The organism is Nakamurella alba (genome assembly GCF_009707545.1).
GTDB lineage: Bacteria > Actinomycetota > Actinomycetes > Mycobacteriales > Nakamurellaceae > Nakamurella > Nakamurella alba.
Genome location: NZ_WLYK01000002.1, coordinates 206,449 through 232,534, shown reverse-complemented (window position 1 = coordinate 232,534; position 26,086 = coordinate 206,449). Strand labels below are relative to the sequence as shown.

Genomic DNA, 26,086 nt, shown 5'->3' with positions numbered 1-26,086 from the left:
CGGGAGCGACTGGGAGAGTCGGCCCGAGAGAGACCGAGGTCTGCACGAGATGTCCCGCAGTTACGGGGATTTCACCCGACCCAGCTACCGCGAGCCGAGATGGCTGGAGACCCAGTGGTTCTCCGCGGTCACCACCGACACCATGATCCGGTTGCACTTCTGGATGGGCTTCCGGACCAACCTCGGGGTGGCGGTCAGCAAGGTGTACGCCTACTCCGGCCACTGCGAGAGCGTGCTGGACATGGAGCTCGCCGACATGCAGTACCACAGCCCGATCGGCAGCGACCGGCTCTCCGACTTCTCGCTGCTGTCCGGGGTGGCGGTGCGCGGCCGGGCGCCGCAGCGCTACGAGCTGACCTACCGGTCCAAGTGCGGCCGGATGACCGCCCGGCTGACCTTCGAGGCACTCATGGACCCGGTGACCCTGGACTTCTCCGCGATCGACGGCGGTGGTGAGGGGTTCACCGCCTTCCATCGGCAGGCGGCCGCCGGGCCGCCGGGACGGTCCGGCGACGAGCCCTACGGCCACATCGACCAGACCATGGCGGTCACCGGCACCGTGGTGCTGGACGGGATCGAGCACGCGGTGGACTGCGTCTCCAACCGGGACCACTCGTGGAGCCCGCGGGCCGAGTTCCGGCACGGCATCGGCACCTTCGACCTGTTCCACTTCGGGCGCGAGCTCACCCTGCTCACGCACACCAGCGAGAACGCCGCGGGGGAGCCGGTGGTCAGCAACGGGTACGTGCTCACCGGTGCGGGCCCGGTACCGCTGCGCTCGGCCGAGGTCGACTACACCCGCGACGGTTTCCGGACCAGCGCGGTCCGCTACCGGGTCACCGACACGAACGGCGTCGACTACGAGATCACCGGCACCACCCGCGGTTCCGCAGTGATCGACGGCGGGCAGAACATCTTCCTGGTGATGGACCTGCTGGACTGCACCTGGGACGGCCGGTCCGGCTGGGCCGAGATCCAGTGGCACGACGACATCATGCGGCTGCAGGGCGTGCGCGCGGCGCAGCGGCGCGCGGCAGCTGCAGAGGCCGGAGCCGGCCGGTGAGTACATCGGCGCTGGACCTCGACGCCCTGAACCGCCACCTCGCCGCGCACCTCGGCGTGGACCCGGCCGTGCTGGCCCGGACCCTGCTCAGCGGTGGGCTGTCCCAGTCCACCCTGCTGTACCGGGTCACCGGGCAGGACGGACCGGGCATCGTCGTGCGGATCCCGCCGGCGGTCGGGCCCCTGGAGCCGTACGAGCCGGAGGCCGAGGCGCGGCTGGTGTCCTGGCTCGGCGACGCCGGACTGCCGGTACCCGCCGTCGAACTGATCGAGCCCACCGGGGAGGTGATCGGCCGGCCGTTCTTCGCCAGCCGCCAGGTCTTCGGCGAGGTGATCCTGGACGGCGCCCACGGCATCGGGCAGCAGCGCCGCGCCGCCATGGCGCAGGAGTACCTGCAGGTGCTGGCCGGCGTGCACGCGGTGACCGACGACGGGGCGGGGCGGCTCGGCTGGGCCCCGCTCAAGACCCCGACCGCGGTGCTCGACCGCTGGGAGAAGTCCCTGGCCGCCACCGCTCTCGTGCTGCCGGCCTACCACGAGTACATCGGCCGCTGGCTGGTCGACCACCGCCCGCCGGAACCGGCGCACCGGGCCGTGGTGCACGGCGATTACCGGCTGGCCAACGTGATGTGGGAGGGGGAGGACCGGATCTCGGCCGTACTGGACTGGGAGGAGGCCGGCCTCGGCGATCCGTACTTCGATCTCGGCTGGACCCTGATGTCGACCTTCGGTCCGGACGACGAGGTGATGGGCCTGCTGCCTCGCGCCGAGTTCCTCGACCGCTACGCCGATCTCACCGGGACGCCGGTGGATGCCGACCGGTTGCTCTGGTGGGAGGTGGCGGCCGGCTGGTCGAAGATGTCGATGGACGCGAAGGCGGTCGACCTCATCGGTGCCGGGCAGTACGCGGACCTGCGGCCGCTGCTCTCCTGTTACACCAACCGCAGCGTCGCCGCCCTGGTGCTGCGCAAGGTCCTCCGGTCGGAATCGGCAGGGGAGACGCCCGCTGCGACATCAGGTCCGGCAGAGCCGGCAGGGCCGGAAGGGAGCTGAGATGGACTACATCGCCACCGGTGTCGCGCTGCGGGCCATCGCCGACGCGGTGACCGCCGACGTGCTGCCGCACGTCACCGACGCCTACGCCCGGAGCCAGCTGTGGGCCGCCGCGGGCCTGCTCTCCAACATCGCCGTCGAACTGGACGCGGACGGTGCCGCGCCGAACGGTGCCGCGCCGGACGGCAGCACGCACAGTCACCTGCTCGAGGTGGAAGGACTGCTGGGCAGACAGGTCTCGCTGCACTACCGGAAGGCCGTCACCGGCGCCGAGGCCTGAACACCGCGCGGGATGCCTGATCCCGCCGCGGCGCGGCCCGGATTCCCTCGTGCGGAGGGCTTCTCCGGCGTCCCCTCCCACCGCGGCACACCGACCTCCGACCCTGCGTGAGCCGGTGCGCTGCGGCCTGCCCGGAACCGGGAGGGTGCGGCACGGCATCCGCGCCGCTCCCGGGTTGACCGCACACCGAGGTAGAACTATGGTTCACAACACAGGTGATCGCCGCAGTACAACGGGGTGCACGGCCCTGTTGCAAGTAGTACAACCGCTCCCGTCGGAGCACATGCGCAGCGCAGGGTGACAACGCCCTGGAGTCGCACCGGGTAGGCCGGTCGACCTCGTGATGCGCGTGCCGGCACCGGGCGGACCACTCCCAGGCTCCCAGGCCGCCGGATCGACGACGACCGGCCCCCGAAAGGACTGCTCGATGAGGAACAACTCCCGGACCAGGATGCTGCTGGCCGCCGGCGCCGCCACCGTGGCGATGCTGTTGTCGGCCTGCGGCGGGGGATCGGACTCCGCCGGCACCACCCCGGCCACCACACCGGCCACCTCCGGCGGGAGCACCGCCGCTCCCGACACCGCCGGTTCCGCAACAGGTTCGGCGACGGGCTCGGCGACCGGCTCGGCGACCGGCGGCGGATCCTCGGGGCCGATCACCGCGAAGATCGCGCTGCTGGGCTCGAGCGCCGCGCCGGCCACCCAGTTCGAGCAGCGTCGCGGCGTCGAGCTGGCGATCGCCGACCTGGGCGATGAGAACATCACCTTCGAGCTGGTCGACGGCGACGACAAGGGCACCCCGGAGGGCTCGGTGAGTGCGGTGCAGAAGGCGCTCAACGACGACAAGGTCGACGCGATCTTCGGGCCCTACTCCAGCGGTGGTGCACTGCAGGTGCAGGAGCTGATCCAGTCGGTCGGCCGGCCGTGGTGCCTGCCGTTGGCGGGTGACGAGGCGGTGGCGAAGGCGACCGCCGCCGGCAACTGGGCGTTCCAGTTGTCCGCGACCGCCCCGCAGGCCATCAACGTGATCGCCACCAACGTGATCGACCCGGCCGGGAAGGTCGGCCTGATCGCCGATACCACCGCCTACGGACAGGCTTTCGACGCCGCGATGACCACCGTGTGGTCCGGGAAGGGCCTGCCGGCCTACGAGAAGCAGACCTTCGACATGGCCGCCACCGACCTGTCGGTGCAGGCACAGGCGCTCAAGGACGCGGGCGTCACCGAGGTCGTCGTCGGCGTCGCCCTGCCGACCGAGATGGTCAAGGTGCTGGACGCCTTCGACCAGGTCGGCTTCACCCCGTCGAAGATCGTCAGCACCGGTGCCATCCAGGGCGGCTTCGCCGCCAACGCCACGCCCGAGCAGCGGCAGAAGGTGACCTTCGTGGTGCCGTGGCCGATCCTGTCCGAGGACTACACCACGCTGCTCGCGGACTACAAGGCCGCCTACGGCGAGGACCCGCAGCAGACGGCCGCCGTGGTCGCCGCCTACGCCTGCCTGAAGATGTACGCCCAGGGCGTCGAGGCCGCCGGCAGCGCGCAGGACTACCCGGCGGTCCGGGACGCCATCGAGAACATCCAGGACTTCAGCAGTCTCGGTGTCGAGGTGACCACCCCGTTCTCCGCCGACGACCACCGCATGTGGGACCTGGACAGCGTGGCCTGGGGCCTGTACGGCTTCGACGCGGACGGCAACTACACGCTCGTCGAGACCATCGACGCGACCTCCTGACCGGGAGGCGGTGACACCCCGATGCTGAACGCCATCACCTCCGGGATCCTGGTCGGCGGACTCTTCGCGCTCGTCGCGCTGAGCCTGTCGCTCACCTTCCTGGCCACCCGCACCGGCAACTTCGGCACCGGCGAGCTGGTCAGCGCCGGTGCCGGGGTGGCCGTGCTGTCCGCTGCGGTCGGGCCGGGCTGGCTCCGGTTCCTGCTCGCCCTGCTGGTGGGCGGTCTGCTCGGGGCGCTGATCAGCCGGCTGCTGATCACCCCGTTCCACGTGAACGCCCGCGACTACCGCTGGCTGCTGTCCACCCTCGGCCTCGGGATGATCCTGATCGACCTGCAGACCAACGGCATGGGCGTGGAACCGCTCTCGCTCGCGGTCTTCAAGATCGACGGGTTCTACCGGCTGGGCGACCTGGGCCTGGCCTACCAGGCCCTGGTCATCCTGGCGCTGGCCGTGCTGCTGTCCGTCGGGATCAGCTGCGTGCTGCGCTGGACCGCCCTCGGGCGGGTCATCCGGGCCTCGGCGGAGGACCCGGAAACGGCTCTGCTGATGGGCATCTCGGTGAAGCGGCTGAGCATGTTCGTCTATGCCGGGGCGTCGATGATCGCGGTGCTGGCCGGCCTGATGTACGGCGCCCAGACCACCGTGACTCCTTCGCTCGGCCCGCCGCTGCTGGTCGGGGCGATCAGCGTGGCGGTGATCGGCGGGATCAACTCGATCCCCGGCGTCCTCATCGGCGGTCTGGCGTACGGCCTGATCAACCAGCTCGGCACCTACTTCTTCGACGCCGTGGTCGGCTCCACCGCCGGGCTGATCGCGGTGGTGCTGGTGCTGATGCTCAAGCCCGAGGGCATCCTCGGCACCGTCCCGAAGGAGAAGGTGTGAACGCCGCCGCCACCGCGCCGGCCCGGGAGCGCCGGACCGGCGGGCACAGCGGGCACAGCTCGACGATCCTGTTGGTCGCCGGCCTCGTCGCCGCCGTCGCGCTGTTCCTGCCCGGCCTCGCGGGCTCCGCCGGGTCGGTCGACTACATGCAGAAGGTCGGTCTCGGCGCCGCGTACCTGATCGCCGCGGTCGGCCTGAACCTGTTGTGGGGCTGCGCCGGTCAGCTGTCACTGGGCCAGGCGGGGTTCTTCGCCATCGGTGGGTACGGCACGGCCATCGGCGTGCAGAACGGTCTGCCCTGGTTCCTGGCGGTCGTGGTCGCGGTGCTGGTGGCCGCGGTGGTCGGCGCGCTGCTGGCCATCGCCTCGCTTCGGCTCGAGGGGCCGTTCGTCGCCATCGTCACGCTGATCTTCACCCTGCTGGTGGTCACCGTGCTCAACCAGGCGCCGGCCTTCGGCCGGGCCTCCGGGTACCCGAGCACGGTGGCGCAGGGCACCTCCAGCGTGCGCCCGCCGGAACTGTTCGGCCTGCACCTGGACCGGCCGTTCCTGCCCGGCGTCACCGGCTGGGCCGTGCTCGCGGCGGCGGTGCTCGCGGTGCTGGCCGTCGTGCTCTACCGGAACCTGGCCGGCTCGCAGTTCGGCCGGGCGATGGACTCGGTCCGGCACGGCGACCTGGTGGCCGCGCACCTCGGCGTCGACGTCTTCCGCACCAAGGTGCAGACCTTCATGATCGCCGCCGGTTTCGGGGCCGTCGGCGGTGCCGTCTACCTGATGGTGTTCGGCCACCTGCAGCCGGAGTCGTTCCTGCTGGTGCTGAGCATCGACCTGCTGGTGATGGTGATGGTGGGCGGCTCGCGTACCGTCCTCGGCCCGGTGGTCGGCGTGCTCTTCCTGCTGTTCCTGGAGTCCGACTCCACCACCGGCTGGATCGTCGACCTGCAGAACTCCTGGATCAGCGACAAGTGGTTCATCGGCTCGACCGGCATCAGCGGGCTGGTGCTGATCCTGGTGGTGAAGTTCCTGCCCGGCGGCATCGTGGGCACCGCGCAGAAGTGGTGGCGGCAGACGGCCCGGCACCGTCCGGCACCGCCGGTGGCCGGCGACACCGACCACACCATCGGCGCCCGGGTGCTCGACCCGCAGGTGCTCGTCGTGGAGAACGCCTCCATCACCTTCGGTGGGCTGAAGGCGGTCTCGGACGTCGACCTGACCGTCGAGGCGGGCACCGTGCACGCGCTGGTCGGGCCGAACGGCGCCGGCAAGACCACCCTGCTCAACCTGGTCAGCGGGGTGTACCCGGTGGACACCGGGACGATCCGGATCAACGGCGGGCAGGTGCAGGACGCCCGCCCGGACAAGGTCAAGGCGCTCGGGGTGACCCGCACCTTCCAGGTCCCGCACCTGTTCGTCGACCGCACGGTGCTGGAGAACGTGATGGCCGGGGTACGCGCACCCGGTGCGGCCGGGCTGTGGCGGATCGCGGCCAACAGCCCGCGTGCGGTCCGGGACTCGGCGCAGGCCCGGGAACGGGCGATCTGGGCGCTGGGGTACCTCGACATGCTCGCCGACGCCGAGCGTCTGGCCGGCGACCTGTCCTACGGCCGGCAGCGGATGGTGGAGATCGCCCGGGCGATCGCCGGCCGGCCGGCCCTGCTGATCCTGGACGAGCCGGCCGCCGGCCTGAACCACCACGAGGAGGCGGAGCTGGTGCAGGTGCTGCAGCGGCTCACCGCCGACGGCCTCGGTGTGCTGCTGGTGGAGCACCACATGGACCTGGTCACCCGCACCGCGGCGGTCATCACCTGCATGGACCAGGGGCGGGTGCTGTTCCGCGGCGATCCGGCCGCGTTCCTCGCCGACGAGCAGGTGCGTGAGGCCTACCTCGGCGCGGTCACCGCCGGCGCCACCCCGACGGAGGAGCTGCGATGACGACGGCGACCGGCGAAGGCCTGGTGGTGCAGGGACTCTCGGCCGGATACGGGCCGGTGGACGTGCTGCACGAGGTCGACCTGCAGGTCCGGCCGGAGGAGATCGTGGCGCTGCTCGGCGCCAACGGCGCCGGCAAGTCGACCCTGGTGAAGACCATCGGCGGCCTGCTGCCGGCCCGCGCCGGCAGCGTGCACTCCGGCGGCCGGGACGTCACCCGGATGCGGCCGGAACGCCGGGCCCGGGCCGGCATCGTCACCGCACCCGAGGGCCGGCGGCTGTTCCTGCACATGACCGTCGCCGAGAACATCGAACTCGGCCTGCGGCTGTCCGGCCGGGGCGGTGGGAAGGCCCTGCTGGACGAGGTTCTCGACCTGCTGCCGGTGGTCCGCGAACGGATGTCGACCCAGGCCGGCCTGCTCTCCGGCGGACAGCAGCAGATGGTCGCGCTGGCCCGGGCCGCGGCGGCGAGCCCGCAGGTGCTGCTGCTGGACGAGCCGACCCTGGGCCTGAGCCCGCGGCTCACCGTGGAGGTGCTGGACCTGGTCGCCGAACTCGCCCGGCGGCGCAGCCTGGCGGTGCTGCTGGTCGAACAACGCGCGCAGCAGGCGCTGGCCGTCGCCACCCGCGGCTACGTCATCGACCGCGGTCGCATCGTGCTGGCCGGGAGCAGCGCGGAGCTGCTCGGCTCCGGCGAGATGAGCGAGATCTACTTCGGCGCCGCCGGTGTCGCACCGGCCGCCGATCCCACACCGACGAACGGGTCGAAGGAGACACCGTGACCGAACAGCGCGTCCTGCAGGCACTCGGCGAGGCCTATGCGGCGGTGCCGCCGGACCCGACGGTCGAGCAGCTGCGGGTCGGTATCGACGCCATCGCCCGCGAGATCCCGGACGGTGTCGCGGTGCAGCCGCGCACGGTCGGCGGGATCGACGGGCTGTGGATCACCCCGGCCGGCGCGGAACCGGGATCGGCGGTGCTGCTGCACCTGCACGGCGGCGGGTACGTCTGCGGATCCGCGCTGAGCCACCGCGACCTGGTGGCCCGGGTGGCGGCGGCGGCCGGCCGGGAGGCGTTCCTGCCCGACTACCGCCTCGCGCCGGAGCACCGGCACCCGGCGGCGATCCAGGACGTGCTGGCGGTGATCGGCGCGCTGGCCGCGGACGGCCGGACCTACGCGGTGGCCGGCGACTCGGCCGGCGCCGGGCTGGCCCTCGGGTCGGTCGCCGCCACCCGGGACGCCGGGCTGCCCGGCCCGACCGCCGTGGTCACCATGTCGGCGTGGGCCGACCTGACCCTGCAGAGCCCCACCTTCGACGAGCTCGCCGACGTCGACCTGCTGGTCCGCCGCGTCGACCTGCAGGCCGACGTGGACATGTACCTCGGGCCGGCCGGTGACGCGGCGGATCCGTTGGTGTCGCCGGTGTTCTCGGACCTGACCGGGCACCCGCCGCTGCTGCTGCAGACCGGCGGCGACGAGGTGCTGTCCGGCGACTCTGCCCGGCTGGCGACCGCTGCCGTGGCGGCCGGGGTGCGGACACAGCACACGGTGTACCCGGGGATGCCGCACGTCTTCCAGATGATGTGGTGGGCGCTGCCCGAGGCGGTGGCCGCGATCGACGAGGCCGCCGGCTTCCTGCGCGCGCACGACGGCGGGACCACCGCCTGATGTACGCCGCGCACCGGGCCCGGCTGCACCCCGACCGGCCGGCGCTGGTCATGGCCGGCAGCGGGCGGCAACTGACCTTCGCGGAGTACGAGGACCGGTGCAACCGGCTGGCCCGGGTGTTCCTGGACGCCGGTCTGCGCCCGGGCGACCACGTCGCCTTCCTGCTGGAGAACTCCCTCGCGGCCTACGTGGCGCAGGGCGCCGCCGAACGCTGCGGGCTCTACCACACGCCGGTCAACTTCCACCTGACCGCACCGGAGGCCGCGTACATCGTCGACGACAGCACCGCCCGCGCGGTGATCGTCTCGGCCACGTTCGACGGGCTCGCCGACCGGCTGCCCGCCACCTGTCCCCGGGTTCAGCGGTGGTGGGTGCTCGACCCGTCTCTCGGCAACCACGCAGCCCCGGTGCCGCAGCACTTCTCGGACCTGCACCCGCTCATGGCCGCCGCATCCGGTGATCCGTTGCCCGACGAGGTGCGCCGGCTCGGCGGGCCCATGCTGTACAGCTCCGGCACCACCGGCCGGCCCAAGGGCGTGCTCCGCCCCGTCCCGGACGCCGCACCCGACACCGCCGGCGAGTTCTGGGAGACGGCCGCCCGGGTGGCCTACCGCATGCGGGAGGACATGGTGTTCCTGCAGCCCGGGCCGAACTACCACTCCGGTCCGCAGGCCTCCACCTCCTGCGCCCTCCGGCTGGGTGGGACCACCGTGGTGCTCGAGCGTTTCGAGGCGCAGGCGATGCTGGCCGCCGTCGACGCCCACCGGGTCACCCACCTGATGGCCGTCCCGACGATGCTGGCCCGGGCCGTCCAACTGCCCGTCGACGTGCGCGACCGGTACGAGGTGTCGTCGCTGGAGGCGGTCGTGCACGTCGCGGCCCCGTGCCCGCCCGGGGTGAAGCGGGCGCTGATCGAGTGGCTCGGCCCGATCCTCTACGAGAACTACGGCTCCACCGAGGCGAACGGCGGGACCACCTGCACCTCGCAGGAGTGGCTGGAGCGCCCGGGCACCGTCGGCCGGGCCGCGCTCGGCGAGGTGCGGATCCTGGACGACACCGGTGCGCCGGTCCCGCCCGGCACGGTCGGCGAGGTCTGGTTCGCCGGCGCCACCAACTTCGAGTACTTCGGCGGCGCGGCCACCACCGACGGCCGCTCGGCCGACGGGACCATGAGCACCACCGGTGATCTCGGGTACCTCGACGACGACGGCTACCTGTTCCTCACCGACCGGAAGAACTTCACGATCATCTCCGGCGGGGTCAACATCTACCCACGTGAGGTGGAGGACGCGTTGATGGAACACCCGGCGGTCGCGGACGCCGCCGTCTTCGGCATCCCGCACCCGGACATGGGCGAGCAGGTCCGCGCGGTGGTGGAGCTGCTGCCGGGCACCGCGGTCGGGGAGACGGAGCTGGACACCCACTGTCGTACCTTGCTGGCCCGGTTCAAGTGCCCGCGCAGCTACGACTTCGTCGGGCACCTGCCGCGCAGCGCCGCGGGCAAGGTCGACAAGGCGGCGCTGCGCGCGCCCTTCCTGCCGGCGGTGTCGGCATGAGCCGGGGGTTCGCCGACTTCTCGCGGCCCACCGAGGGCGACCCGAGATGGCTGGAGACGAACTGGTTCTCGGCGTTCACCGCGGACGGGACGATCCGGCTGCACATCTGGGTCGGCTTCCGGACGAACCTGGGCGTGGCGTTCACGAAGATCTACGCCTACTCGGCGGGGTCCACCTCGGTGGCCGACATGGAGTTCCACGACTCCCGCTACCAGCAGCCGATCGGGGGCGCCCGGCTCGCCGACTACCGGCTGGCGAGCGGCCTGACGGTGAAGGGTGCCCCTGCTCCCGATCACTACCGCGTGGTCCACCGGACCCGGCGGTTCGAGGCGCACCTGGACTACCGGGCGATGATGCCGCCGGCGGACCTGTCCGTGACCACGGTGGCCCGGGACGTCAACGGCTTCATGGCCTTCCACCGCCCTGCCGATCCGACGGCCGCGGTGCCGGCGGGTCTGTCCGGCCGGTCCGGTGACGAGCCGATGGGGCACATCGACCAGACCATGTGGGTCACCGGGCACCTGCTGCTCGACGGGGTGCGGCACGAGGTCGACGGGCCGGCCAACCGGGACCACTCGTGGAGCCCGCGGGCCGAGGCCGGGCACGACACCGGCACCTTCGACATGTTCCACTTCGGCCGCGAGCTCACCGTGCTCACGCACACCGCGGAGCACCCGCGGGACGGCGCCGTGGAGTCGGTGGTGACCAACGCCTACGTCCTGCGCGGGGACCAGGTCCGCCGGGTGACCGGGGCGACGATGACCTACCACCGGGCCGGGCTGCGGACCGAGCGGCTCACCCTCGAGGTCGACGACGAGACCGGTGAGCACCACCGCATCGACGGGGTGTCCCGAGCGGGCCTGGAGTTCGACGGGGGCCAGAACGTCTACCAGGTCTTCGATCTGCTCGACTGCACGTGGAACGGCCGCACCGGGATCGGCGAGACCCTCTGGCACGCCGACGTCTCCACCCTGAACGCCGCTGCCGCCGCCCGACGTCGGGCGGCGGCAGCGGTGTGACGGCAGTGGTGTGACGACAGCGGCGGTGCGGACCGGTTACAGGCCGCCGCTGCAGGTGAGCACCTGGCCGGTGATGTAGCTCGACTCCGGGGAGCAGAGCAGGTAGATCGCGCCGGCGGCCTCCTCCGGAGTGCCGGCCCGGCCCAGCGCGATGGACTGCTCGGCCTGGGCGAGCACGTCGGCGCGGATGCCGACCTTGATCTCGTTGCCGAGGATGTCGATGTTGCTCTCGTTCTCGGTCGCCACGGTGAGCCGGGTGCGGATGACACCGAAGGCCACCGCGTTGACCGTGACGTTGTAGCGGCCCCACTCCTTGGCCAGCGTCTTGGTCAGGCCGACGATGCCGGCCTTCGCCGAGGAGTAGCTGGCCTGGCCCGGGTTGCCGTCCAGGCCGGCGACGGAGGAGATGTTGACGATCTTGCGCACGGGCACCGGTGCGCCGTCCGCCCTGGCCTGCTTCACCGCGGCCGAGATCACCGGCTGCGCTGCGCGCAGGATCCGGAAGGGAGCGGTCAGGTGCACGTCCAGGATGGCGGCCCACTGCTCGTCGGTCATCTTCTGGATGACGTTGTCCCAGGTGTAACCGGCGTTGTTGACGATGATGTCGACACCGCCGAAGGCGTCCACCGCGGTCTGCACGAACCGGTCCGCGAAATCGGGTTCGGTGACGCTGCCCGGGCAGATCTCGGCCCGGCCGCCGGCCGCGATGATCGCCTCGGCGACCTCCTTGGCCGGGCCCGGGTCGAGGTCGTTCGCCACGACGGCAGCGCCTTCGGCGGCGAGCTTCTCGGCGACGGCGCGGCCGATCCCGCGGCCGGAGCCGGAGACCAGGGCGACCTGGTTGTCGAGTTTTCCCATGGGGTCGGTCCTCTCGGGGTTGTTCACCGGCCGCACGAGAGGCAGCCGGCGGTGGGAACGGCGCGACCGGCAGCGACGAACGGGCCACTGTGCCCGGCGCCGGTCACCCCGGCGGGCCGTGGGTGAAGAATAGTTCTGGTGGTGGCGGCAGTCAATGTGGGCGATCCAGCAGTGTTCGCGGTGCGGCTTCTCCGGTAGTGTGAGTCCAGGTTCTAGTCGACGACCCATCGGTGGTCGGTGCACACGGGAACCGCGTCCGGCTCCACAGGGGTGGCCGGGGAAGGAGACGGGCAGATGGGTCGATCCGTTCTGGTCGGCGGGGTGGGCATGATCCCCTTCGCCAAGCCGAGCGCCGGGCTGGCGTACGAGGACATGGGATCCCAGGCCGCCGCCGCGGCACTGGCCGACGCGGGCGTGGACTACGCCGCGATCGAGCAGGCCTACGTGGGCTACGTCTACGGCGACTCCACGTCCGGGCAGGCGGCGCTGTACCCGCTCGGGCTGACCGGGGTGCCGGTGGTCAACGTCAACAACAACTGCGCCACCGGCTCTTCCGCGCTGTGGCTGGCCCGGCAGGCGGTGGCCTCCGGTGAGGCGGAGGTCGTGCTGGCCCTGGGCTTCGAGCAGATGCGGCCGGGCGCCCTGGTGGCGCACTGGGACGACCGGCTCAGCCCGACCGGGCGGTCGGAGGACGTGGTCAAGGCGCATCCGCAGTACGACCAGTACGCGCCGATGGCCGCGCAGATGTTCGGCGGCGCCGGGTTGACCCACATGGAGAAGTTCGGCACCAGACCCGAGACGTTCGGCATGATCTCGGTGAAGGCCCGGCAGCACGCGGCGAACAACCCGTACGCGGTGTTCCGCCAGCAGGTCACCCTCGAGGAGGTCATGGGATCCCCGCACATCTGGGGCCCGCTGACCCGTCTGCAGTGCTGCCCGCCCACCTGCGGTGCCGCCGCCGCGGTGGTCTACAGCGAGGAGTACGCCCGCAGCCGCGGGCTGGACATGCGGGTACGGCTGCGCGCGCAGTCCCTGGTCACCGACTTCGCGGGCGCCTTCGACGGTGCCGACGGTCGCGGCCCGGTCGGGTACGACATGACCGCCGCCGCCTCCCGTGCGGTCTACGAAAAGGCCGGCATCGGTCCGGAGGACATCAAGGTGGTGGAGCTGCACGACTGCTTCACCGCCAACGAGCTCATCACCTACGAGGGCCTGGGGCTCACCCCGGAGGGCACCGCCGAGAAGTTCGTCATGGACGGCGACAACACCTACGGCGGACGGGTGGTCACCAACCCGTCCGGCGGGCTGCTGTCGAAGGGACACCCGTTGGGTGCCACCGGACTCGCCCAGTGCGCCGAGCTGGTCTGGCAGCTGCGCGGCGAGGCCGGGCCGCGCCAGGTGGAGGGGGCCGACGTCGCCCTGCAGCACAACATCGGGATCGGCGGCGCCTGCGTGGTGTCGCTGTACGAGAAGGTCTCCTGATGGCCGTCGACCCGGCGATCGTCGGGCTCACCCAGACCCCGGTCACGGTGGACGTCGAGCGGGGCCGGATCCGGATGTTCGCCGAGTCGATCGGCGAGACCGACCCGGTGTACCTGGATGTCGACGCGGCCCGCGCGGCCGGCCACCCGGACGTGCTCGCGCCGCCGACCATCCTGTTCGGGCTGGACCTGGAACGGTCGGACACCTTCGACGTGATCGCCCGCCACGGCGTGGATCTCGGCCGGGTGCTGCACGGCGAGGAGTCCTTCACCTACCACCACGACATCCACGCGGGGGACCGGTTGACCTTCACCTCCACCTTCACCCAGACCTACAGCAAGGCCGGCGGCGCGCTGGACTTCCTGGTCCGGCACACCGACGTGGTGCGGGCCGACGGCACCCTGGTCGCCGAGCTGGACAACGTCGCGGTCATCCGGAACGGAGCGGCCGCATGAGCGTCGACGTGACCCCCACCGTCCCTGGCAGCGCAGAGATCGCAGTGGGTGCGGTGCTTCCCGCGCTCGAGCTGCCCCCGGTCAGCCGGACGACCCTGGCCGAGTTCGGCATCGCCTCCGGCGACCACAACGCCATCCACCTGGACATCGACGTGGCACGGGCGGCCGGTCTGGACGACGTGTTCGCGCAGGGGATGCTGTCGATGGCCTACCTCGGCCGGTTGCTGACCGGTTGGATCCCGCAGTCCCGGTTGCGGTCGTTCTCCACCCGGTTCACCGCGGTCACCCCGGTGCACGGCGTGCCGGTCTGCACCGGCACGGTGACCTCCGTCGAGCGCGACGGAGACGGGCCGGGCCGGGCCGTGCTGGACCTGCAGGTCGCCCTGGCCGACGGGACCGTCACCCTGCGCGGGACGGCCGTCGTCGACCTCTGACAGCGTCGACCTCCGACAGCGTCGACCTCCGACACCGACATGCGAGGGCCCCCACCGGATCCCGGTGGGGGCCTTCGCATGTGTCGTGCCAGGCGTCAGCCGACCGTCTGCACGGCGCCGACGAACCCGCCGATCCTCTCCATCGCCACGGCGGCCTCCGGCAGGAAGGACTCGAACAGCGGCCAGACGTGCACCATGCCGTCGCCGATCACCAGCTCGACGGTGCCACCGGCCTCCCCGATCCGGTCGGCGACCGTCCGGGCGTCGTCCAGCAGCGCCTCCGAGCCGCCGGCCATCACCAGTACCGGCGGCAGCCCGTGCAGGTCGGCGAACACGGGGGAGGCCCGGGGATCGGCGGGGTCGTGTCCCTGCAGGTAGGCGGCGCGGATGTCGGCCAGTGAGGTGGCGGTGACCGCGGGGTCGGTCGCCGAGTGCTCCGTCACACTGGCCGACGTGCCGGTCAGGTCGGCGAGTGGCGACAACAGCACGGCCGCGGTCGGCAGCGCGCCGCCGGAGTCGCGCAGCGCCGTCATCGCGACGAGAGCCAGCCCGCCGCCGGCGGAGTCGCCGCCCAGGACCGCGGACGGGTGTGCCTGCAGGACCTCGCCGAGGATCGCCGTCGCGTCCTCCGGAGCGGCCGGGAACGGGTACTTGGGCGCCAGCCGGTAGTCGGGCAGGATCACCGTCCGCCCGGTCACCCGGGCCAGCGCCGATCCGAGGTGCCGGTAGCCGGCCGGGCTGCCGATCACGTACCCGCCGCCGTGGAACCAGAGCAGCACACCGGTGCCGCCGCCCGCCGGGGCGACCGTCAGCGCCGGCCGGCCGGCCACCGTGATCTCGTCGACGACATCCGTGTCGTCGAGCGGGAACTCGTCCAGCATCCGGTCGAACCGGCCGCGCAGCCCGCGCAGCGACGGGTCGGCGGAGGGGTCGAAGACGGCTCGGTACAGTGCGGCCGCGCGCGCCGCCGGGTCGGTCCGGGTCGATGTGGCGTCGGCAGGGTTCGCGGTGTTCACGGCAGGGTCGGTCGGGGTCACGCGAAATCGAACTCCGCGTAGTCGCCGGCGACGACCTCGGCGCACCGGGTGGAGTAGGTGATGATGCCTCCACCGTAGTGCCGGTAGGCCAGCTTCTTGCCGGGGGTGTTGCCGCCGAACGCCCAGTCCTTGCCGACCGCCACCACGGTGCCCTCGACCCCCTTGAGCACGTGCTCGGTCCAGGCCACCTCGGCCTGCGGGGTCACCTCCACCCGCTCGTGCCCGTGGGAGACCGCCCGGGTGAGCAGTCCGGTGAGGAAGTCCACCTGGCCCTCGATCGCCCGCGGCACATTGCCGCCGGTGCTGTGCGGCCCGGCGATGAAGAACAGGTTCGGGTATCCGGGGCTCTGCATGCCGAGGAAGGTGTGCGGGCCGTACTCCCAGTACTCGCGCAGCGACTGCCCCTCGCCGGCCCGGATGTCGATCCGGTCGAAGGCACCGGTGATCGCGTCGAAACCGGTGGCGTAGACGATGATGTCGAACTCGTGCTCGGTGCCGCCGGCGATGAGCCCGGTCGGGGTGAAGCGCTCGATCGGGGAGTCGGTCAGCGAGACCACGTCGACGTTCGGCTTGTTGAACGCGGCGTAGTAGCCGGCCTCGAACGGCGGCCGCTTCACGCCGTACCCGTGGTCCTTCGGGATCAGCTTGTCCGCCTTCGCGGGGTCGGTGACGAGTCCGGAGATCTTGCCAGCCAGGAACGCACTGAACTCGGCGTTGATCTCCGGGGAGAACAGCACCTCCATGTAGTTGCCGAGCAACTTGGCGAAACCCGGCTGCTCCCAGAGCTGCTCGTACAGCCGGTGCCGGTCCTCGGGGCTGACGTCGAACGCCGACACCGGCTGGAACTGGTGCACGAACCCGGCGAAGGAGCCCATGAGGGTCGCGTGGATCTCGTCGAGCCGGGACGAGATGTCCGCGTACTCCTCGTCGCCCATCGGGGTGTTGTTCAGCGGCGTGCACCAGTTCGGGGTGCGTTGGAAGACGGTGAGCGAGGCGACCTCGTCGGCGATGGCGCCGGTGATCTGCACGCCGCTGGAACCGGTGCCGATGACGGCGACCCGCTTGCCGGTGAAGTCGACACCGCCGGCCGGCCAGAGCGCCGTGTGGTGGGCGATCCCGCGGAACTCCTCACGACCGGGGGCGATCGGGAACTGCGGCGCGGAGAGCAGGCCGACCGCGGTCACCAGGAACCGGGTGCGGCGTTCCTGGCCGTCCGCCGTCCGCACCGACCAGGACCGGGAGGTCTCGTCCCAGGTCGCCGACTGCACCCGGAAGCCCAGGGTGATGTACGGCCGCAGCTCGAACCGGTCGACCACGTGGTTGAGGTATTCCTCGATCTCCGGCTGTCCGGAGAAGCGTTCCTTCCACCGCCAGTCGTCGCGCAGTTCCTTGGAGAAGAAGTACGCGTAGCTGTAGCTCTCCGAGTCGAAACGGGCGCCGGGGTAACGGTTCCAGTACCAGGTGCCGCCCACACCGCCGGCCGCGTCGACGACCTCGACCCTCAGGTCGGGGTGTTCGATGCGCAGCTTGTGCAGCTGGTAGATGCCGGCGATACCGGCGCCGATCACCAGGACGTCGAGATCCAGGGCGGCGCCGGCGGATGGCTGGGGGTCGTTCATGGTCGTGTCCTCCTGGCGGTCCGGCCGGGTGCGGGCGCGTGGCAGCGCACCGCCGCCCGGCGGGCGGTGGTCGTGGGTGAGGGGTGCGGAGGTGGGGCCCGGAGCAGGCCGCGCCCCGGTCAGCTGTGGGCGCGCAAGAACTTGCCGATCCGGCCGACCGAGTCCTTGGCCTCCGGCAGGTCGGCGATCAGGATCTGGTGCACGTGCGGCATCCCGTCCTCGATCTCGACGGTCACCTCGCCGCCGGCCGCGCGCACCTTGTCCGCGAACTGCACGGTGTCCTGGTGCAGCACCTCCTCGGTGCCGACCTGCATGTGGAGCGGCGGCAGGCCCGTCGGGTCGCCGAGCAGCGGGGACGCCAGCGGATCGGTGGCCGGCTGCCCGCCGAGGTACATCGAGGTGTTGAACTCCAGGCCGGCCCGCGACACCACCGGGTCGATCGCTGCCTTCTCGTCGATGTCCGGGTGCACCAGCCGCAGGTCGAGCCAGGCCGACATGGTGGCGGCCGCGGCCGGCAGGGCCAGGCCGCGGTCCCGGGTGGCCAGCAGGGTGGCCATGGTCAGGCCGCCGCCGGCGGAGTCGCCGACCACGAAAACCTTGCCGCTGCTGGAGGATCCGAGCGCGGCGAGCACCGCCACCGCGTCGTCGACGGCGGCCGGGAAGGGGTGCTCGGGGGCGAGTCGGTAGTCGGCGGCGAAGGTCGCGAGGCCTGCCGCGTCGGCGATGTGGGCCGCGAGTGCGCCGTGGCTCCGGCTGGACCCGGCGAAGTACCCACCGCCGTGCAGGAACAGCACCACGTCGTCGGTGCCCGCCCCTGCGGGACGGAACCAGGTGCCGGGGACCCCGGCGACCTCGGCCGGCTCGGCGGAGACACCCGGCGGGAGATCGGCGGCCATGCAACGGTCGTAGCCGGCGCGGATCCCCTCCAGCGTGGTCTCCGTGGCGAAGGCATAGCCCTTCGCGAGTGCGTCTGCAACGTGCTGTGCCACCACTGGTCGACTCCTGTCCGCCGACGCCACCGCTGTGTGTGCGTCGTGTCTGGTGCGTGTCGTGCTGTCCGTGTCGTGCTGCCCGTGCTTGCCTGCGTCGGGGTGTCGGGGCCGGCTTTGCCGCCGTCGTCCGGCGCCGGGTGCCTGTGACCGCCGACACTCCGGGAAGCGTAGCCCGTTCCTGTCGACATTGCCAGAAGGACGATTCACATGTTCTGTCGACATGGCCCTGTCAGTGCTGGCCAGGTGAGCAGGAATCGGTGGGAGCTCCTCGAGCGAACTGGAAGGAGCACTCGATCCCGGACAGTCCGGGTCAGTGCTCCCGGCCGGTGCTGGTGAAGGCCGGCGCGCGGTGCTCGATGAAGGAGAGCACGCCCTCCTTGGCATCGGGGGTGTCGGTGAGTCCCTGGTAGACGGCCGACTCGGCGTAGGCCGCGGCCGCCGGGTCGGGGTGGTGGAAGCTGGCGGCCAGGAGAGCCCGGGTGAGGGCCACCGAACGGGGCGAGGTGACCGTGCTGAACTGCCGTGCGTACTCCAGTGCGGTCTCCAGCACCTGCTCCGGCGGCACCAGCCGGGTGGCGAAGCCGGCGGACAACGCCTCGGCAGCCGGGATGATCCGCCCGGAGATCAGCCAGTCGGTGGCGGTGCCCAGCCCGACGAGCCGCGGCAGGAACCAGGTGGACGCGCCCTCGGGGCTCACGCCGCGCCGGGTGAACACGAACCCGATCCGCGCCCGGTCGGACATGATCCGGACGTCCATCGCCGCCAGGATAGTGGCGCCGCCACCCACCGCATCGCCGTTCACCGCACCGATCACCGGGACGTGCATGCCGGCGATCTGCTCGCTGATCCGGCCGGCCGGCTCCCGGTACCCGCGCGGCGTGTGCCCGGCCAGGTCGTCGTCCACCGCCAGCCGCAGGGTGTCCGGGCCGCGCAGTTCGGCGCCGAGCGAGAACCGCTCCCCGGCACCGGTGATCACTACCGCCCGGACGGCCGGGTCGGCGTCGGCCGCGGCCAGCGCGTCCTGAACCTCGGCGAGCATCGGCAGGGTGAAGGCGTTCCGGCGCTCCGGGCGGGCGAAAGTCAGCAGTGCGACCCCGTCCTCGACCGTCAGCGTCACATCTGCGTAGTCCGTCATGGGATCTCGTCTCGTGGTGGTCTCGCTCCGGCACACCGACGTGCCCGGGCCCTGTGCGGACACTAGGGTCGGCCGCCGGAGGCGGTCAAGCCGTGGGTGAATCCCGGTTCTGCCCGGCCGCGGGTCCGACCAGGTGTCCTGCACGGTGTTCTGCTTGCCCGCGCCGTGTCCCGTTCCGCCGGTGCCCACCTGCCCGTACTGTGGGCAACCACGGTCGGCCGGTCGGGCCGGGACGAGAGGAGGGGTGGCACGATGATGGCGCGACCGGTCCGGCAGTCGTCCCGGAAGGCACAGCTGATCGAGGCGTCGTCCCGGCTGTTCCAGGAGTTCGGCTACCACAACGTCTCGATGGACGACCTGGCCACCGCGGTCGGGGTGACCGGTCCCGCGCTGTACCGGCACTTCCGCAACAAGCACGACCTGCTGGCGCAGGCGCTCACCGGCCAGCTGGTGCTGATCGAGGGCGTCGTCCGGCAGGCCGCGGATCTCGACGGCGGTCCGCAGGAGAAGTTCGAGGCGTTCCTGTCCGGCATGGGGGCGTTGGTCGTGGAGGTGGACGAGGCCCTGCTCTGGAAGCGGGAGCGCCGCCACCTCACCGGGGACGACCAGCAGGACTTCCGCCACCGGCTGCGCGAGGTGGGCCGGGTGACCGCGGGCATCGTGCGCGGCGTCCGCCCGGAGCTGGACGACGCCGACATCCGGTTGCTCAGTTGGTGTCTGCTCGCCATCTTCGCCAGTTCCCGGGAGTACCGCTCGGCCATCGAGGCGGCCCGGGTGGTCGCATCGCTGCAGGCCATGGCGCGGGCGGTGGTGGGTGTCGAGCTGACCGCACGAGACGCTCCCGGGGACGCCGAGGGCCGCGAGGACGACGCCGACCCGCCCCGGCGGCCGGCCGGGCGCCGGGAACGGATCCTGGAGGCGGCGATCCGGTTGTTCGACACCCGTGGGTACTACGCGGTCACCATCGAGGACATCGCCGAGGCCGCCGATGCGGCGATCGCGACCGTCTACCAGTACTTCTCGAGCAAGGCCGAGCTGCTGCAGGCGGCGCTGGAGCGCGGCATCGAGGGTGCGCACTACCTCACCTGGCATCGGCTGTCCGGGGCACCGACCGACGCGCTCGCACTGGAGATCTTGATCGACTCCTACGTCGAACTGGCGCTCGGGCCGCACCGCCGCCTGCTCGGCATTCTGGCCGCCGACCTGATCTACCTCCCGGCCCCGGTGCAGCACACGATCCGCAAGAGCGAGCGCGAGTACGTCGAGGAATGGGTGGTGGCCCTCTCCGCGCTGCGGCCCGAGCTCGGCCCCGCCGAGGCGCGGGCCTTCTCGCAGACCACGATCTCGCTGATCAACGAGGTCGTGCAGATCCCGGCTCTGCGCGCCCGCCCCGGCATCGGCGCCGATCTGCGGGCCCTGGCGCACGCCGCCATCTTCGCCTGACCCTGCCCGCGCGGCACCGATCGCCGCAGAAGCAGGTTTAACCTCACTGGCCGTGAACTGCTATGTTCCCAGAAGCATCCGCGCTAGGGTGTGGAATCGATCTTCACGTGCTGGTCGCGCGACGCTGCGCAGGAGGAACAGTCATGGGACATCACGCAGCAGGGCCGGCAGCCGGACAGGCAGCTAGACGGGCGCAGCCGTGAGGCGCACGCTGTTCGAGCCGGAGCACGAGGAGTTCCGGTCCTCCTTCCGTCGCTTCCTGCTCGAGGAGGTGGTCCCGCACCGCGAGAAGTGGGAGTCCGACGGCATCGTGCCGCGGGAGCTGTTCACCGCCGCCGGTGCCCACGGGTTCCTCGGCATGGCGGTGCCGGAGCGGTTCGGCGGCGGCGGTGTCGACGACTTCCGGTTCAACGCCGTGATCGCGGAGGAGATCGCGGCCGCCGGCGTCAGCGGTGCCGGGCTCGGTATCGCGACGCACAACGACATCTGCCTGCCCTACCTGCTGCACCTGGCGAACGAGGAGCAGAGTGCTCGGTGGATGCCGGGTCTGGTCAGCGGCGAGCTGATCACCGCGGTGGCCATGACCGAACCGGGGACCGGCTCCGACCTCGCCGCGATCGCCACCACCGCGGTCCGCGACGGTGAGCACTACCTGGTCAACGGCGCCAAGACCTTCATCAGCAACGGGATCAACGCCGACCTGGTGATCACCGCCGTCCGGATCATCGCACCGGCCGGGACGGGGGCTGCCGGCGAGCCGGAGAAGCGGCACCGCATCGGTCTTCTCGTGCTCGAACGCGGCATGGCCGGCTTCGGGCGTGGCCGCAACCTGGAGAAGGTCGGCCAGCACGCGCAGGACACCGCCGAGTTGTCCTTCACCGACGTCCGGGTCCCGGTGGCGAACCTCCTGGGCACCGAGGACGGCGGGTTCCGCAGCCTGATGGTGAACCTGTCACAGGAGCGGTTGGGGATCGCGGTCATCGGGCTGGCAGCGGCGCGGACCGCGCTGGAGCAGACGCTGGAGTACGTGCTGGCGCGCAAGGCCTTCGGCCGGCCGATCGGCACCTTCCAGCACAACCGGTTCGTGCTGGCCGAGATCGCCACCGAGATCGACGTCGCCCAGACCTTCGTCGACGAGTGCGTCCGGCTGCACAACGCCGGTGAGCTGTCGGCGGAGGACGCCGCCAAGGCCAAATGGTGGTGCACGGAGCTGCAGGGCCGGGTGGTGGACCGCTGCCTGCAGCTCTTCGGAGGCTACGGCTACATGCTGGAGTACCCGATCGCCCGCGCCTGGGCCGATGCCCGCATCACCCGCATCTACGGCGGGACCACCGAGATCATGAAGGAAGTCATCGGAAGGGGACTGGGACTGTGAGCCAGGTGAACGGGTCCGGGGACGGGCCGGCGGTGCGCACGCGGATCGGCACGATCGTCGGCCACGGCCGGCCGATCGGCGAGATCGCCGGGGAGATCGCCGATCTCGAGACGGTCGGACTGGACTCGGCGACGTTCAGCGAGGCCTACACCTTCGATGCCGTCAGTCAGCTCGGCTACCTGGCCGCGCGGACCCGGACCATCGAACTGGCCACCGGGATCCTGTCCGTCTACGCCCGCACGCCCACCACGACGGCGATGACCGCGGCCGGCCTGGACTACGTGTCCGACGGCCGGTTCCGGCTCGGCATCGGGGCCTCCGGGCCACAGGTGGTGGAAGGCTTCCACGGCGTGCGCTACGACGCGCCGCTGGCCCGGACCCGTGAGGTCATCGACATCTGCCGTCAGGTGTGGCGCCGGGACAAGCTCGTCCACGCCGGGAAGCACTACCAGGTACCGCTTCCCGCCGGCCTCGGCACCGGCGAGGGCAAGCCGCTGAAGCTGATCAACCGCCCGGTCCGGGACCGGATCCCGATCACCGTGGCCGCGATCGGGCCGGCCAACGTCGAGCTGGCGGCCGAGCTGGCCGAGGGCTGGGAGCCGATCTTCTTCCACCCGGGTGCGGCCCGTCAGGTCTGGGGCGCGGCGCTGGACGCCGGTGCGGCAAGGCGGGACCCCGCACTGGGATCGCTGGATGTCGTGGTCCGGCTGCCGCTGGCCGTCGGCGAGGACACCGAGCCGCTGCTGCCGCAGGTGCGGGCGAAGCTGGCCCTGTACATCGGCGGGATGGGCTCGCGCGGTCACAACTTCTACAACGACCTGGCCGTGCGCTACGGCTACCCGGAGGCCGCGGAGAAGATCCAGGACCTGTTCCTGGCCGGCCGGATGGCCGAGGCGGCCGCCGCCGTCCCCGACGACCTGGTCGCCGCCACCGCGCTGGTCGGCACCGTCGACCAGCTCCGGGAGCGGGTCACCGCGCTGCGGGCGGCCGGCGTCACCCTGCTCAACGTCGAACCACTGGCCGCGGAGCACACCCGCCGGGTCGAGGACGTCGCCGCGCTGCGCGACCTGCTCGACGCCCACGCGCATGTCCCGGCAGTCCCGGCGCAGTCCTGAGGAGAACGAGATGATCCCACCAGACACCGATCTCGACCGTGACCGGCTGGTCGAGGCCATCGGGGCGGCGCACCTGCCGGTGCTGGTGCCGCTGCTGTACCAGCTGACCGGTGACGAGCGGTGGCTCGGCGAGGCCTACCGCCCGGCGAAGATCCGCGGGTTCGACCTGCAGGTCGACGGTGGGTTCTCCGACGACGTGCAGGCGGAGATCCGGCAGGCGGTGGTGGACGCGGTCGCGGCCTGGCACGCCGGCCGTCCGGCCGCCGTGCCGCGCCCGACGGACGACGTGCTCACCACGCTGATGTCGACGTCGCTGGGCGAACGGGTGCCCGCGTCGGTCGCGCCGATCGTGGCCGAGCAGAGCGGGTTCGCGCCGTACGTGCCGCAGGACGTCAGCGGCCTGCTCGCGGCGAGCGGCCGTGACTTCTCGGTGGTCATCGTCGGCGCCGGCGTGTCCGGCCTGCTGGCCGCGATCAACTGCGCCCGCGCCGGGATCCCGTTCACCGTCCTGGAGAAGAACTCCGAGGTCGGCGGGACCTGGTGGGAGAACCGGTATCCCGGTGTCCGGGTGGACATCCCGAGCGATCTCTACTCGGTGTCCTACGCTCCCGGACCGTGGTCGGAGATGTTCGCCCGGCAGCCGGAGATCGCCCGCTACTTCACCGATCTCGCCGACTCCTTCGGCATCCGCGAGCACATCCGGTTCGGTGTCGAGGCGCGCCGCGCGATCTGGGACCAGGAGGCCGGCACCTGGAAGGTCGTGGTGGCGGGTGCCGACGGCCGCGAGCAGGAGGTCACCGGCACCGCGCTGGTGACCGCGGTCGGACTGCACAACCGGCCGAAGATCCCGGACCTGCCCGGTCGCGACGAGTTCCGCGGCCGGGTGGTCCATTCCGCGCAATGGCCCGACGATCTCGACCTGCGCGGCCGGAAGGTCGCGGTGCTCGGCAGCGGCGCCACCGCCATGCAGCTGGTCTGCGCCATCGCCGACGAGACGGCGCAGCTCACCGTGCTGCAGCGCACCCCGCAGTGGGTCTCGCCGCACCCGGACTACTTCTCGGCCACCGGGCCGCACCACCAGTGGCTGTTCGACCACGTGCCGTTCTACCGGAGCTGGTACCGGTTCCGGCTGTTCTGGGTGTACTCGGAGCGGCTCTACGGGTTGCAGGCCGTCGACCCGGAGTGGTCCGACGACGGGCGCTCGGTCAACGCGCTCAACCAGTACTTCCGGTCCGCGCTCACCTCCTACCTGACCGCGCAGCTGCGGGGTCGGGGCGACCTGATCGAGGCGACGCTGCCGGACTTCCCGGTGATGGGCAAGCGACTGCTGCTGGACAACGGCTGGTTCTCCACCATCCGGCGGGACGACGTCGAGCTGCTGCGCACCGGCATCGCGGAGCTGACCGCGACCGAGGTGGTGACCACCGACGGCGACCGCCGGGAGATCGACACCCTGGTGCTGTGCACCGGTTTCGCCCAGCAGCGGTTCCTGTTCCCGATGGAGCTGACCGGCCGGGACGGGCACAGCCTGCGCGAGGAGTGGCACGACGACGACGGCCGCGCCTACCTGGGGATCACCTCGCCCGGGTTCCCGAACCTGTTCCACCTCTTCGGGCCGAACACCAACCCGCCGGGCGGCAGCTTCATCACCGTCGCCGAGGCGCAGGCGCGGTACATCAGCGAGCTGCTGGTGACGATGGTGCGGGACGACCTCGCATCCGTCGAGTGCCGCGAGGAGCCCTTCCGTGCCTACAATCTCGCGCTCGACGAGGCGAACACCAAGATGGTCTACGGCATCGACGGGGTGCAGAACTACTACCGCAACGCCGCCGGCCGGGTGGTCACCAACTCGCCGTGGCCGGTGCCGGAGTACTGGCGGATGACCCACCGGCCGGACCTGGCCGACTTCGACGTCGCTCCGGTGCTCACCCCGTCGGCGCGACGTCCTCCGGAGCCGGTGCGCTGAGCGCCACGTCGTCGAAGCTGTCGACCTCCATGCCGGTCACCTGCTCGCGGTCGCCGTCGGAGAAGGCGAAGCGGAACTTCACCAGGCCGTCCGCCGGGTGCATCCAGACGTCCAGGTACCCGGTCATCGGCGGGCCCTCCACGTCCGGGTTCGCCGACTGGGCGAGCGCGAGCGCGTCGACGGTCATGCTGTAGCGCTCGGCCGGCCCCCCGGTCAGGTTGTCCGTTCCGGCGTAGGCGAAGTCGACGACGTGCGGTGAGTAGGCCCAGATCGCCGACCCGTCGGCCAGGTTCTTGAAGGACTGCATCGCGAACTCCAGCGCGGTCGCGTTCTGGCCACCGAGCTCGAGGTCCTCGCCCTGCTCGAGGTCCAGCTCCGACCAGCGGTAGGGCGTGCCGTCCGCGCGGGTCGGCGCATCCGGCAGACCGCTGACCCAGGTGGTGCCGTCCACCTGCAGGAACGAGGAGGACTCGCCCGGCTCGTCGCCGATGCACTCGGCGGAGAAGTTCTCCGTCCACGGCCCGGAGTAGGTGGCCAGGATCGTGCAGCTGGAGTCGTCGCCCTCGCCGGGTTTGTCGGTGACCGTCCGCAGGGTGGCTCCGGAGTGCCGCTCGACCCCGCTGTCCACCGCGTCGAGCAGTTCGTCGACGTCGGCGTAGCTGCCGGCGGGTGCGGCGCTGCTCGCCGTGGTCGGGGGTGCGGTCGTCGGCCGGGTGGTCGACCGCGTGCTGCTCGTGGGCGCGGCGGTGGTGGCGGTCGTCGCGACAGCGGACGGCGACGTCGTCGCCGGGGTGGTGGGGGACGGTGCGGTGGTCCCGGAGCCACCGGCGGGCGGGCTGCTGCTCATCGTGGCGCCAGGGCTGCCTGCGGCGGAGGCGCTCCCGGCAACCGGGTCACCGCAGGCGCCCAGCAGCAGGACGGCCGCCGCCAGCAGACCGATGGGCGCGGCGCGGCGCGTGATTCCGCCGGGCTGCAGGTTCCTGGTCACGGG

At 71.7% G+C, this 26,086-nt stretch carries 23 protein-coding genes; 17 read left to right on the top strand and 6 right to left on the bottom strand.

What is annotated here, in order from left to right:
* The first annotated feature begins 49 nt into the window (after positions 1 to 49).
* From GIS00_RS26860 to GIS00_RS09590, 10 genes are all read left to right on the top strand, one after another.
* A complete protein-coding gene (locus GIS00_RS26860) occupies positions 50 to 1,063 on the top strand; it encodes a DUF7064 domain-containing protein (RefSeq protein WP_196073207.1) in 1,014 nt (337 codons plus the stop codon).
* Positions 1,060 to 2,115 carry a phosphotransferase family protein gene (locus tag GIS00_RS09630; RefSeq protein ID WP_196073206.1) on the top strand — a complete coding sequence of 352 codons (1,056 nt, stop codon included), beginning with the start codon at positions 1,060 to 1,062 and terminating at the stop codon, positions 2,113 to 2,115. Before GIS00_RS26860 ends, GIS00_RS09630 begins: the two co-directional genes overlap by 4 nt.
* 1 nt (position 2,116) lies before the next feature.
* Positions 2,117 to 2,395 carry a hypothetical protein gene (locus tag GIS00_RS09625; RefSeq protein ID WP_154768209.1) on the top strand — a complete coding sequence of 93 codons (279 nt, stop codon included), beginning with the start codon at positions 2,117 to 2,119 and terminating at the stop codon, positions 2,393 to 2,395.
* 427 nt (positions 2,396 to 2,822) lie between these two features.
* On the top strand, positions 2,823 to 4,127 hold the full coding sequence (locus tag GIS00_RS09620) for an ABC transporter substrate-binding protein (RefSeq protein ID WP_154768208.1): 1,305 nt from the start codon (positions 2,823 to 2,825) through the stop codon (positions 4,125 to 4,127).
* Positions 4,128 to 4,148: 21 nt separating this feature from the next.
* Positions 4,149 to 5,012 (top strand): branched-chain amino acid ABC transporter permease, encoded by an 864-nt coding sequence (locus tag GIS00_RS09615; protein ID WP_154768207.1) that lies wholly within the window; start codon positions 4,149 to 4,151, stop codon positions 5,010 to 5,012.
* A complete protein-coding gene (locus tag GIS00_RS09610; protein WP_154768206.1) occupies positions 5,009 to 6,943 on the top strand; it encodes a branched-chain amino acid ABC transporter ATP-binding protein/permease in 1,935 nt (644 codons plus the stop codon). Before GIS00_RS09615 ends, GIS00_RS09610 begins: the two co-directional genes overlap by 4 nt.
* Positions 6,940 to 7,722: an ABC transporter ATP-binding protein gene (locus GIS00_RS09605; protein WP_154768205.1), complete on the top strand. Its 783-nt coding sequence runs from the start codon at positions 6,940 to 6,942 to the stop codon at positions 7,720 to 7,722. The genes GIS00_RS09610 and GIS00_RS09605 overlap by 4 nt, the downstream gene beginning before the upstream one ends.
* Complete coding sequence (locus GIS00_RS09600; RefSeq protein WP_154768204.1) at positions 7,719 to 8,609, top strand: alpha/beta hydrolase; 891 nt, start codon at positions 7,719 to 7,721, stop codon at positions 8,607 to 8,609. The genes GIS00_RS09605 and GIS00_RS09600 overlap by 4 nt, the downstream gene beginning before the upstream one ends.
* Positions 8,609 to 10,165 (top strand): AMP-binding protein, encoded by a 1,557-nt coding sequence (locus GIS00_RS09595; RefSeq protein WP_154768203.1) that lies wholly within the window; start codon positions 8,609 to 8,611, stop codon positions 10,163 to 10,165. Before GIS00_RS09600 ends, GIS00_RS09595 begins: the two co-directional genes overlap by 1 nt.
* Positions 10,162 to 11,184 (top strand): hypothetical protein, encoded by a 1,023-nt coding sequence (locus GIS00_RS09590; protein ID WP_154768202.1) that lies wholly within the window; start codon positions 10,162 to 10,164, stop codon positions 11,182 to 11,184. The genes GIS00_RS09595 and GIS00_RS09590 overlap by 4 nt, the downstream gene beginning before the upstream one ends.
* 36 nt (positions 11,185 to 11,220) lie before the next feature.
* Here the strand turns inward: GIS00_RS09590 and GIS00_RS09585 are convergent, their stop codons facing one another.
* Positions 11,221 to 12,042 (bottom strand): SDR family NAD(P)-dependent oxidoreductase, encoded by an 822-nt coding sequence (locus GIS00_RS09585; RefSeq protein ID WP_154768201.1) that lies wholly within the window; start codon positions 12,040 to 12,042, stop codon positions 11,221 to 11,223.
* Positions 12,043 to 12,336: 294 nt separating this feature from the next.
* Between GIS00_RS09585 and GIS00_RS09580 the strand changes: the two genes are divergently transcribed.
* The 3 genes from GIS00_RS09580 to GIS00_RS09570 are packed head-to-tail and all read left to right on the top strand — an operon-like array spanning position 12,337 to position 14,413.
* Entirely contained in the window at positions 12,337 to 13,524 is a 1,188-nt protein-coding gene (locus tag GIS00_RS09580; protein ID WP_154768200.1) for a lipid-transfer protein, read from the top strand.
* Positions 13,524 to 13,979, top strand: coding sequence for a MaoC family dehydratase N-terminal domain-containing protein (locus tag GIS00_RS09575; protein ID WP_154768199.1), 456 nt, complete (start codon positions 13,524 to 13,526; stop codon positions 13,977 to 13,979). The genes GIS00_RS09580 and GIS00_RS09575 overlap by 1 nt, the downstream gene beginning before the upstream one ends.
* Positions 13,976 to 14,413 carry a MaoC/PaaZ C-terminal domain-containing protein gene (locus GIS00_RS09570; RefSeq protein WP_154768198.1) on the top strand — a complete coding sequence of 146 codons (438 nt, stop codon included), beginning with the start codon at positions 13,976 to 13,978 and terminating at the stop codon, positions 14,411 to 14,413. The genes GIS00_RS09575 and GIS00_RS09570 overlap by 4 nt, the downstream gene beginning before the upstream one ends.
* 95 nt (positions 14,414 to 14,508) lie before the next feature.
* Here the strand turns inward: GIS00_RS09570 and GIS00_RS09565 are convergent, their stop codons facing one another.
* The 4 genes from GIS00_RS09565 to GIS00_RS09550 all read right to left on the bottom strand — a co-directional run bounded on the left by GIS00_RS09565 (position 14,509) and on the right by GIS00_RS09550 (position 19,196).
* Positions 14,509 to 15,450: an alpha/beta hydrolase gene (locus tag GIS00_RS09565; protein WP_154768197.1), complete on the bottom strand. Its 942-nt coding sequence runs from the start codon at positions 15,448 to 15,450 to the stop codon at positions 14,509 to 14,511.
* On the bottom strand, positions 15,447 to 17,069 hold the full coding sequence (locus GIS00_RS09560) for a flavin-containing monooxygenase (protein WP_154768196.1): 1,623 nt from the start codon (positions 17,067 to 17,069) through the stop codon (positions 15,447 to 15,449). Before GIS00_RS09560 ends, GIS00_RS09565 begins: the two co-directional genes overlap by 4 nt.
* 119 nt (positions 17,070 to 17,188) lie before the next feature.
* Positions 17,189 to 18,058 (bottom strand): alpha/beta hydrolase, encoded by an 870-nt coding sequence (locus tag GIS00_RS09555; protein ID WP_196073205.1) that lies wholly within the window; start codon positions 18,056 to 18,058, stop codon positions 17,189 to 17,191.
* Positions 18,059 to 18,371: 313 nt separating this feature from the next.
* Positions 18,372 to 19,196: an enoyl-CoA hydratase-related protein gene (locus GIS00_RS09550; protein WP_154768194.1), complete on the bottom strand. Its 825-nt coding sequence runs from the start codon at positions 19,194 to 19,196 to the stop codon at positions 18,372 to 18,374.
* Positions 19,197 to 19,448: 252 nt separating this feature from the next.
* On the opposite strand from GIS00_RS09550, the gene GIS00_RS09545 reads away from it, so the two are divergent.
* The 4 genes from GIS00_RS09545 to GIS00_RS09530 all read left to right on the top strand — a co-directional run bounded on the left by GIS00_RS09545 (position 19,449) and on the right by GIS00_RS09530 (position 25,095).
* The gene (locus GIS00_RS09545; RefSeq protein WP_230313353.1) at positions 19,449 to 20,639 is read left to right on the top strand and encodes a TetR/AcrR family transcriptional regulator; all 1,191 of its coding nucleotides are present in this window, start codon (positions 19,449 to 19,451) and stop codon (positions 20,637 to 20,639) included.
* 199 nt (positions 20,640 to 20,838) lie between these two features.
* On the top strand, positions 20,839 to 22,014 hold the full coding sequence (locus GIS00_RS09540) for an acyl-CoA dehydrogenase family protein (RefSeq protein ID WP_322097782.1): 1,176 nt from the start codon (positions 20,839 to 20,841) through the stop codon (positions 22,012 to 22,014).
* Positions 22,011 to 23,129 carry an LLM class F420-dependent oxidoreductase gene (locus GIS00_RS09535; protein WP_322097781.1) on the top strand — a complete coding sequence of 373 codons (1,119 nt, stop codon included), beginning with the start codon at positions 22,011 to 22,013 and terminating at the stop codon, positions 23,127 to 23,129. The genes GIS00_RS09540 and GIS00_RS09535 overlap by 4 nt, the downstream gene beginning before the upstream one ends.
* 10 nt (positions 23,130 to 23,139) lie before the next feature.
* Positions 23,140 to 25,095 (top strand): flavin-containing monooxygenase, encoded by a 1,956-nt coding sequence (locus GIS00_RS09530; RefSeq protein ID WP_154768193.1) that lies wholly within the window; start codon positions 23,140 to 23,142, stop codon positions 25,093 to 25,095.
* On the opposite strand, the gene GIS00_RS09525 is transcribed toward GIS00_RS09530, so the two are convergent.
* Entirely contained in the window at positions 25,055 to 26,083 is a 1,029-nt protein-coding gene (locus GIS00_RS09525; RefSeq protein ID WP_154768192.1) for a hypothetical protein, read from the bottom strand. The two genes, GIS00_RS09530 and GIS00_RS09525, sit on opposite strands and share 41 nt — an antisense overlap.
* Between the last annotated feature and the right edge of the window lie 3 nt (positions 26,084 to 26,086).

Coding starts and splice junctions, on each gene's coding strand:
- GIS00_RS09530 (WP_154768193.1), top strand. CDS start 23,140: ATGATCCCACCAGACACCGATCTCGACCGTGACCGGCTGGTCGAGGCC.
- GIS00_RS09625 (WP_154768209.1), top strand. CDS start 2,117: ATGGACTACATCGCCACCGGTGTCGCGCTGCGGGCCATCGCCGACGCG.
- GIS00_RS26860 (WP_196073207.1), top strand. CDS start 50: ATGTCCCGCAGTTACGGGGATTTCACCCGACCCAGCTACCGCGAGCCG.
- GIS00_RS09585 (WP_154768201.1), bottom strand. CDS start 12,042: ATGGGAAAACTCGACAACCAGGTCGCCCTGGTCTCCGGCTCCGGCCGC.
- GIS00_RS09595 (WP_154768203.1), top strand. CDS start 8,609: ATGTACGCCGCGCACCGGGCCCGGCTGCACCCCGACCGGCCGGCGCTG.
- GIS00_RS09605 (WP_154768205.1), top strand. CDS start 6,940: ATGACGACGGCGACCGGCGAAGGCCTGGTGGTGCAGGGACTCTCGGCC.
- GIS00_RS09550 (WP_154768194.1), bottom strand. CDS start 19,196: ATGACGGACTACGCAGATGTGACGCTGACGGTCGAGGACGGGGTCGCA.
- GIS00_RS09620 (WP_154768208.1), top strand. CDS start 2,823: ATGAGGAACAACTCCCGGACCAGGATGCTGCTGGCCGCCGGCGCCGCC.
- GIS00_RS09560 (WP_154768196.1), bottom strand. CDS start 17,069: ATGAACGACCCCCAGCCATCCGCCGGCGCCGCCCTGGATCTCGACGTC.
- GIS00_RS09590 (WP_154768202.1), top strand. CDS start 10,162: ATGAGCCGGGGGTTCGCCGACTTCTCGCGGCCCACCGAGGGCGACCCG.
- GIS00_RS09575 (WP_154768199.1), top strand. CDS start 13,524: ATGGCCGTCGACCCGGCGATCGTCGGGCTCACCCAGACCCCGGTCACG.
- GIS00_RS09580 (WP_154768200.1), top strand. CDS start 12,337: ATGGGTCGATCCGTTCTGGTCGGCGGGGTGGGCATGATCCCCTTCGCC.
- GIS00_RS09615 (WP_154768207.1), top strand. CDS start 4,149: ATGCTGAACGCCATCACCTCCGGGATCCTGGTCGGCGGACTCTTCGCG.
- GIS00_RS09570 (WP_154768198.1), top strand. CDS start 13,976: ATGAGCGTCGACGTGACCCCCACCGTCCCTGGCAGCGCAGAGATCGCA.
- GIS00_RS09545 (WP_230313353.1), top strand. CDS start 19,449: ATGATGGCGCGACCGGTCCGGCAGTCGTCCCGGAAGGCACAGCTGATC.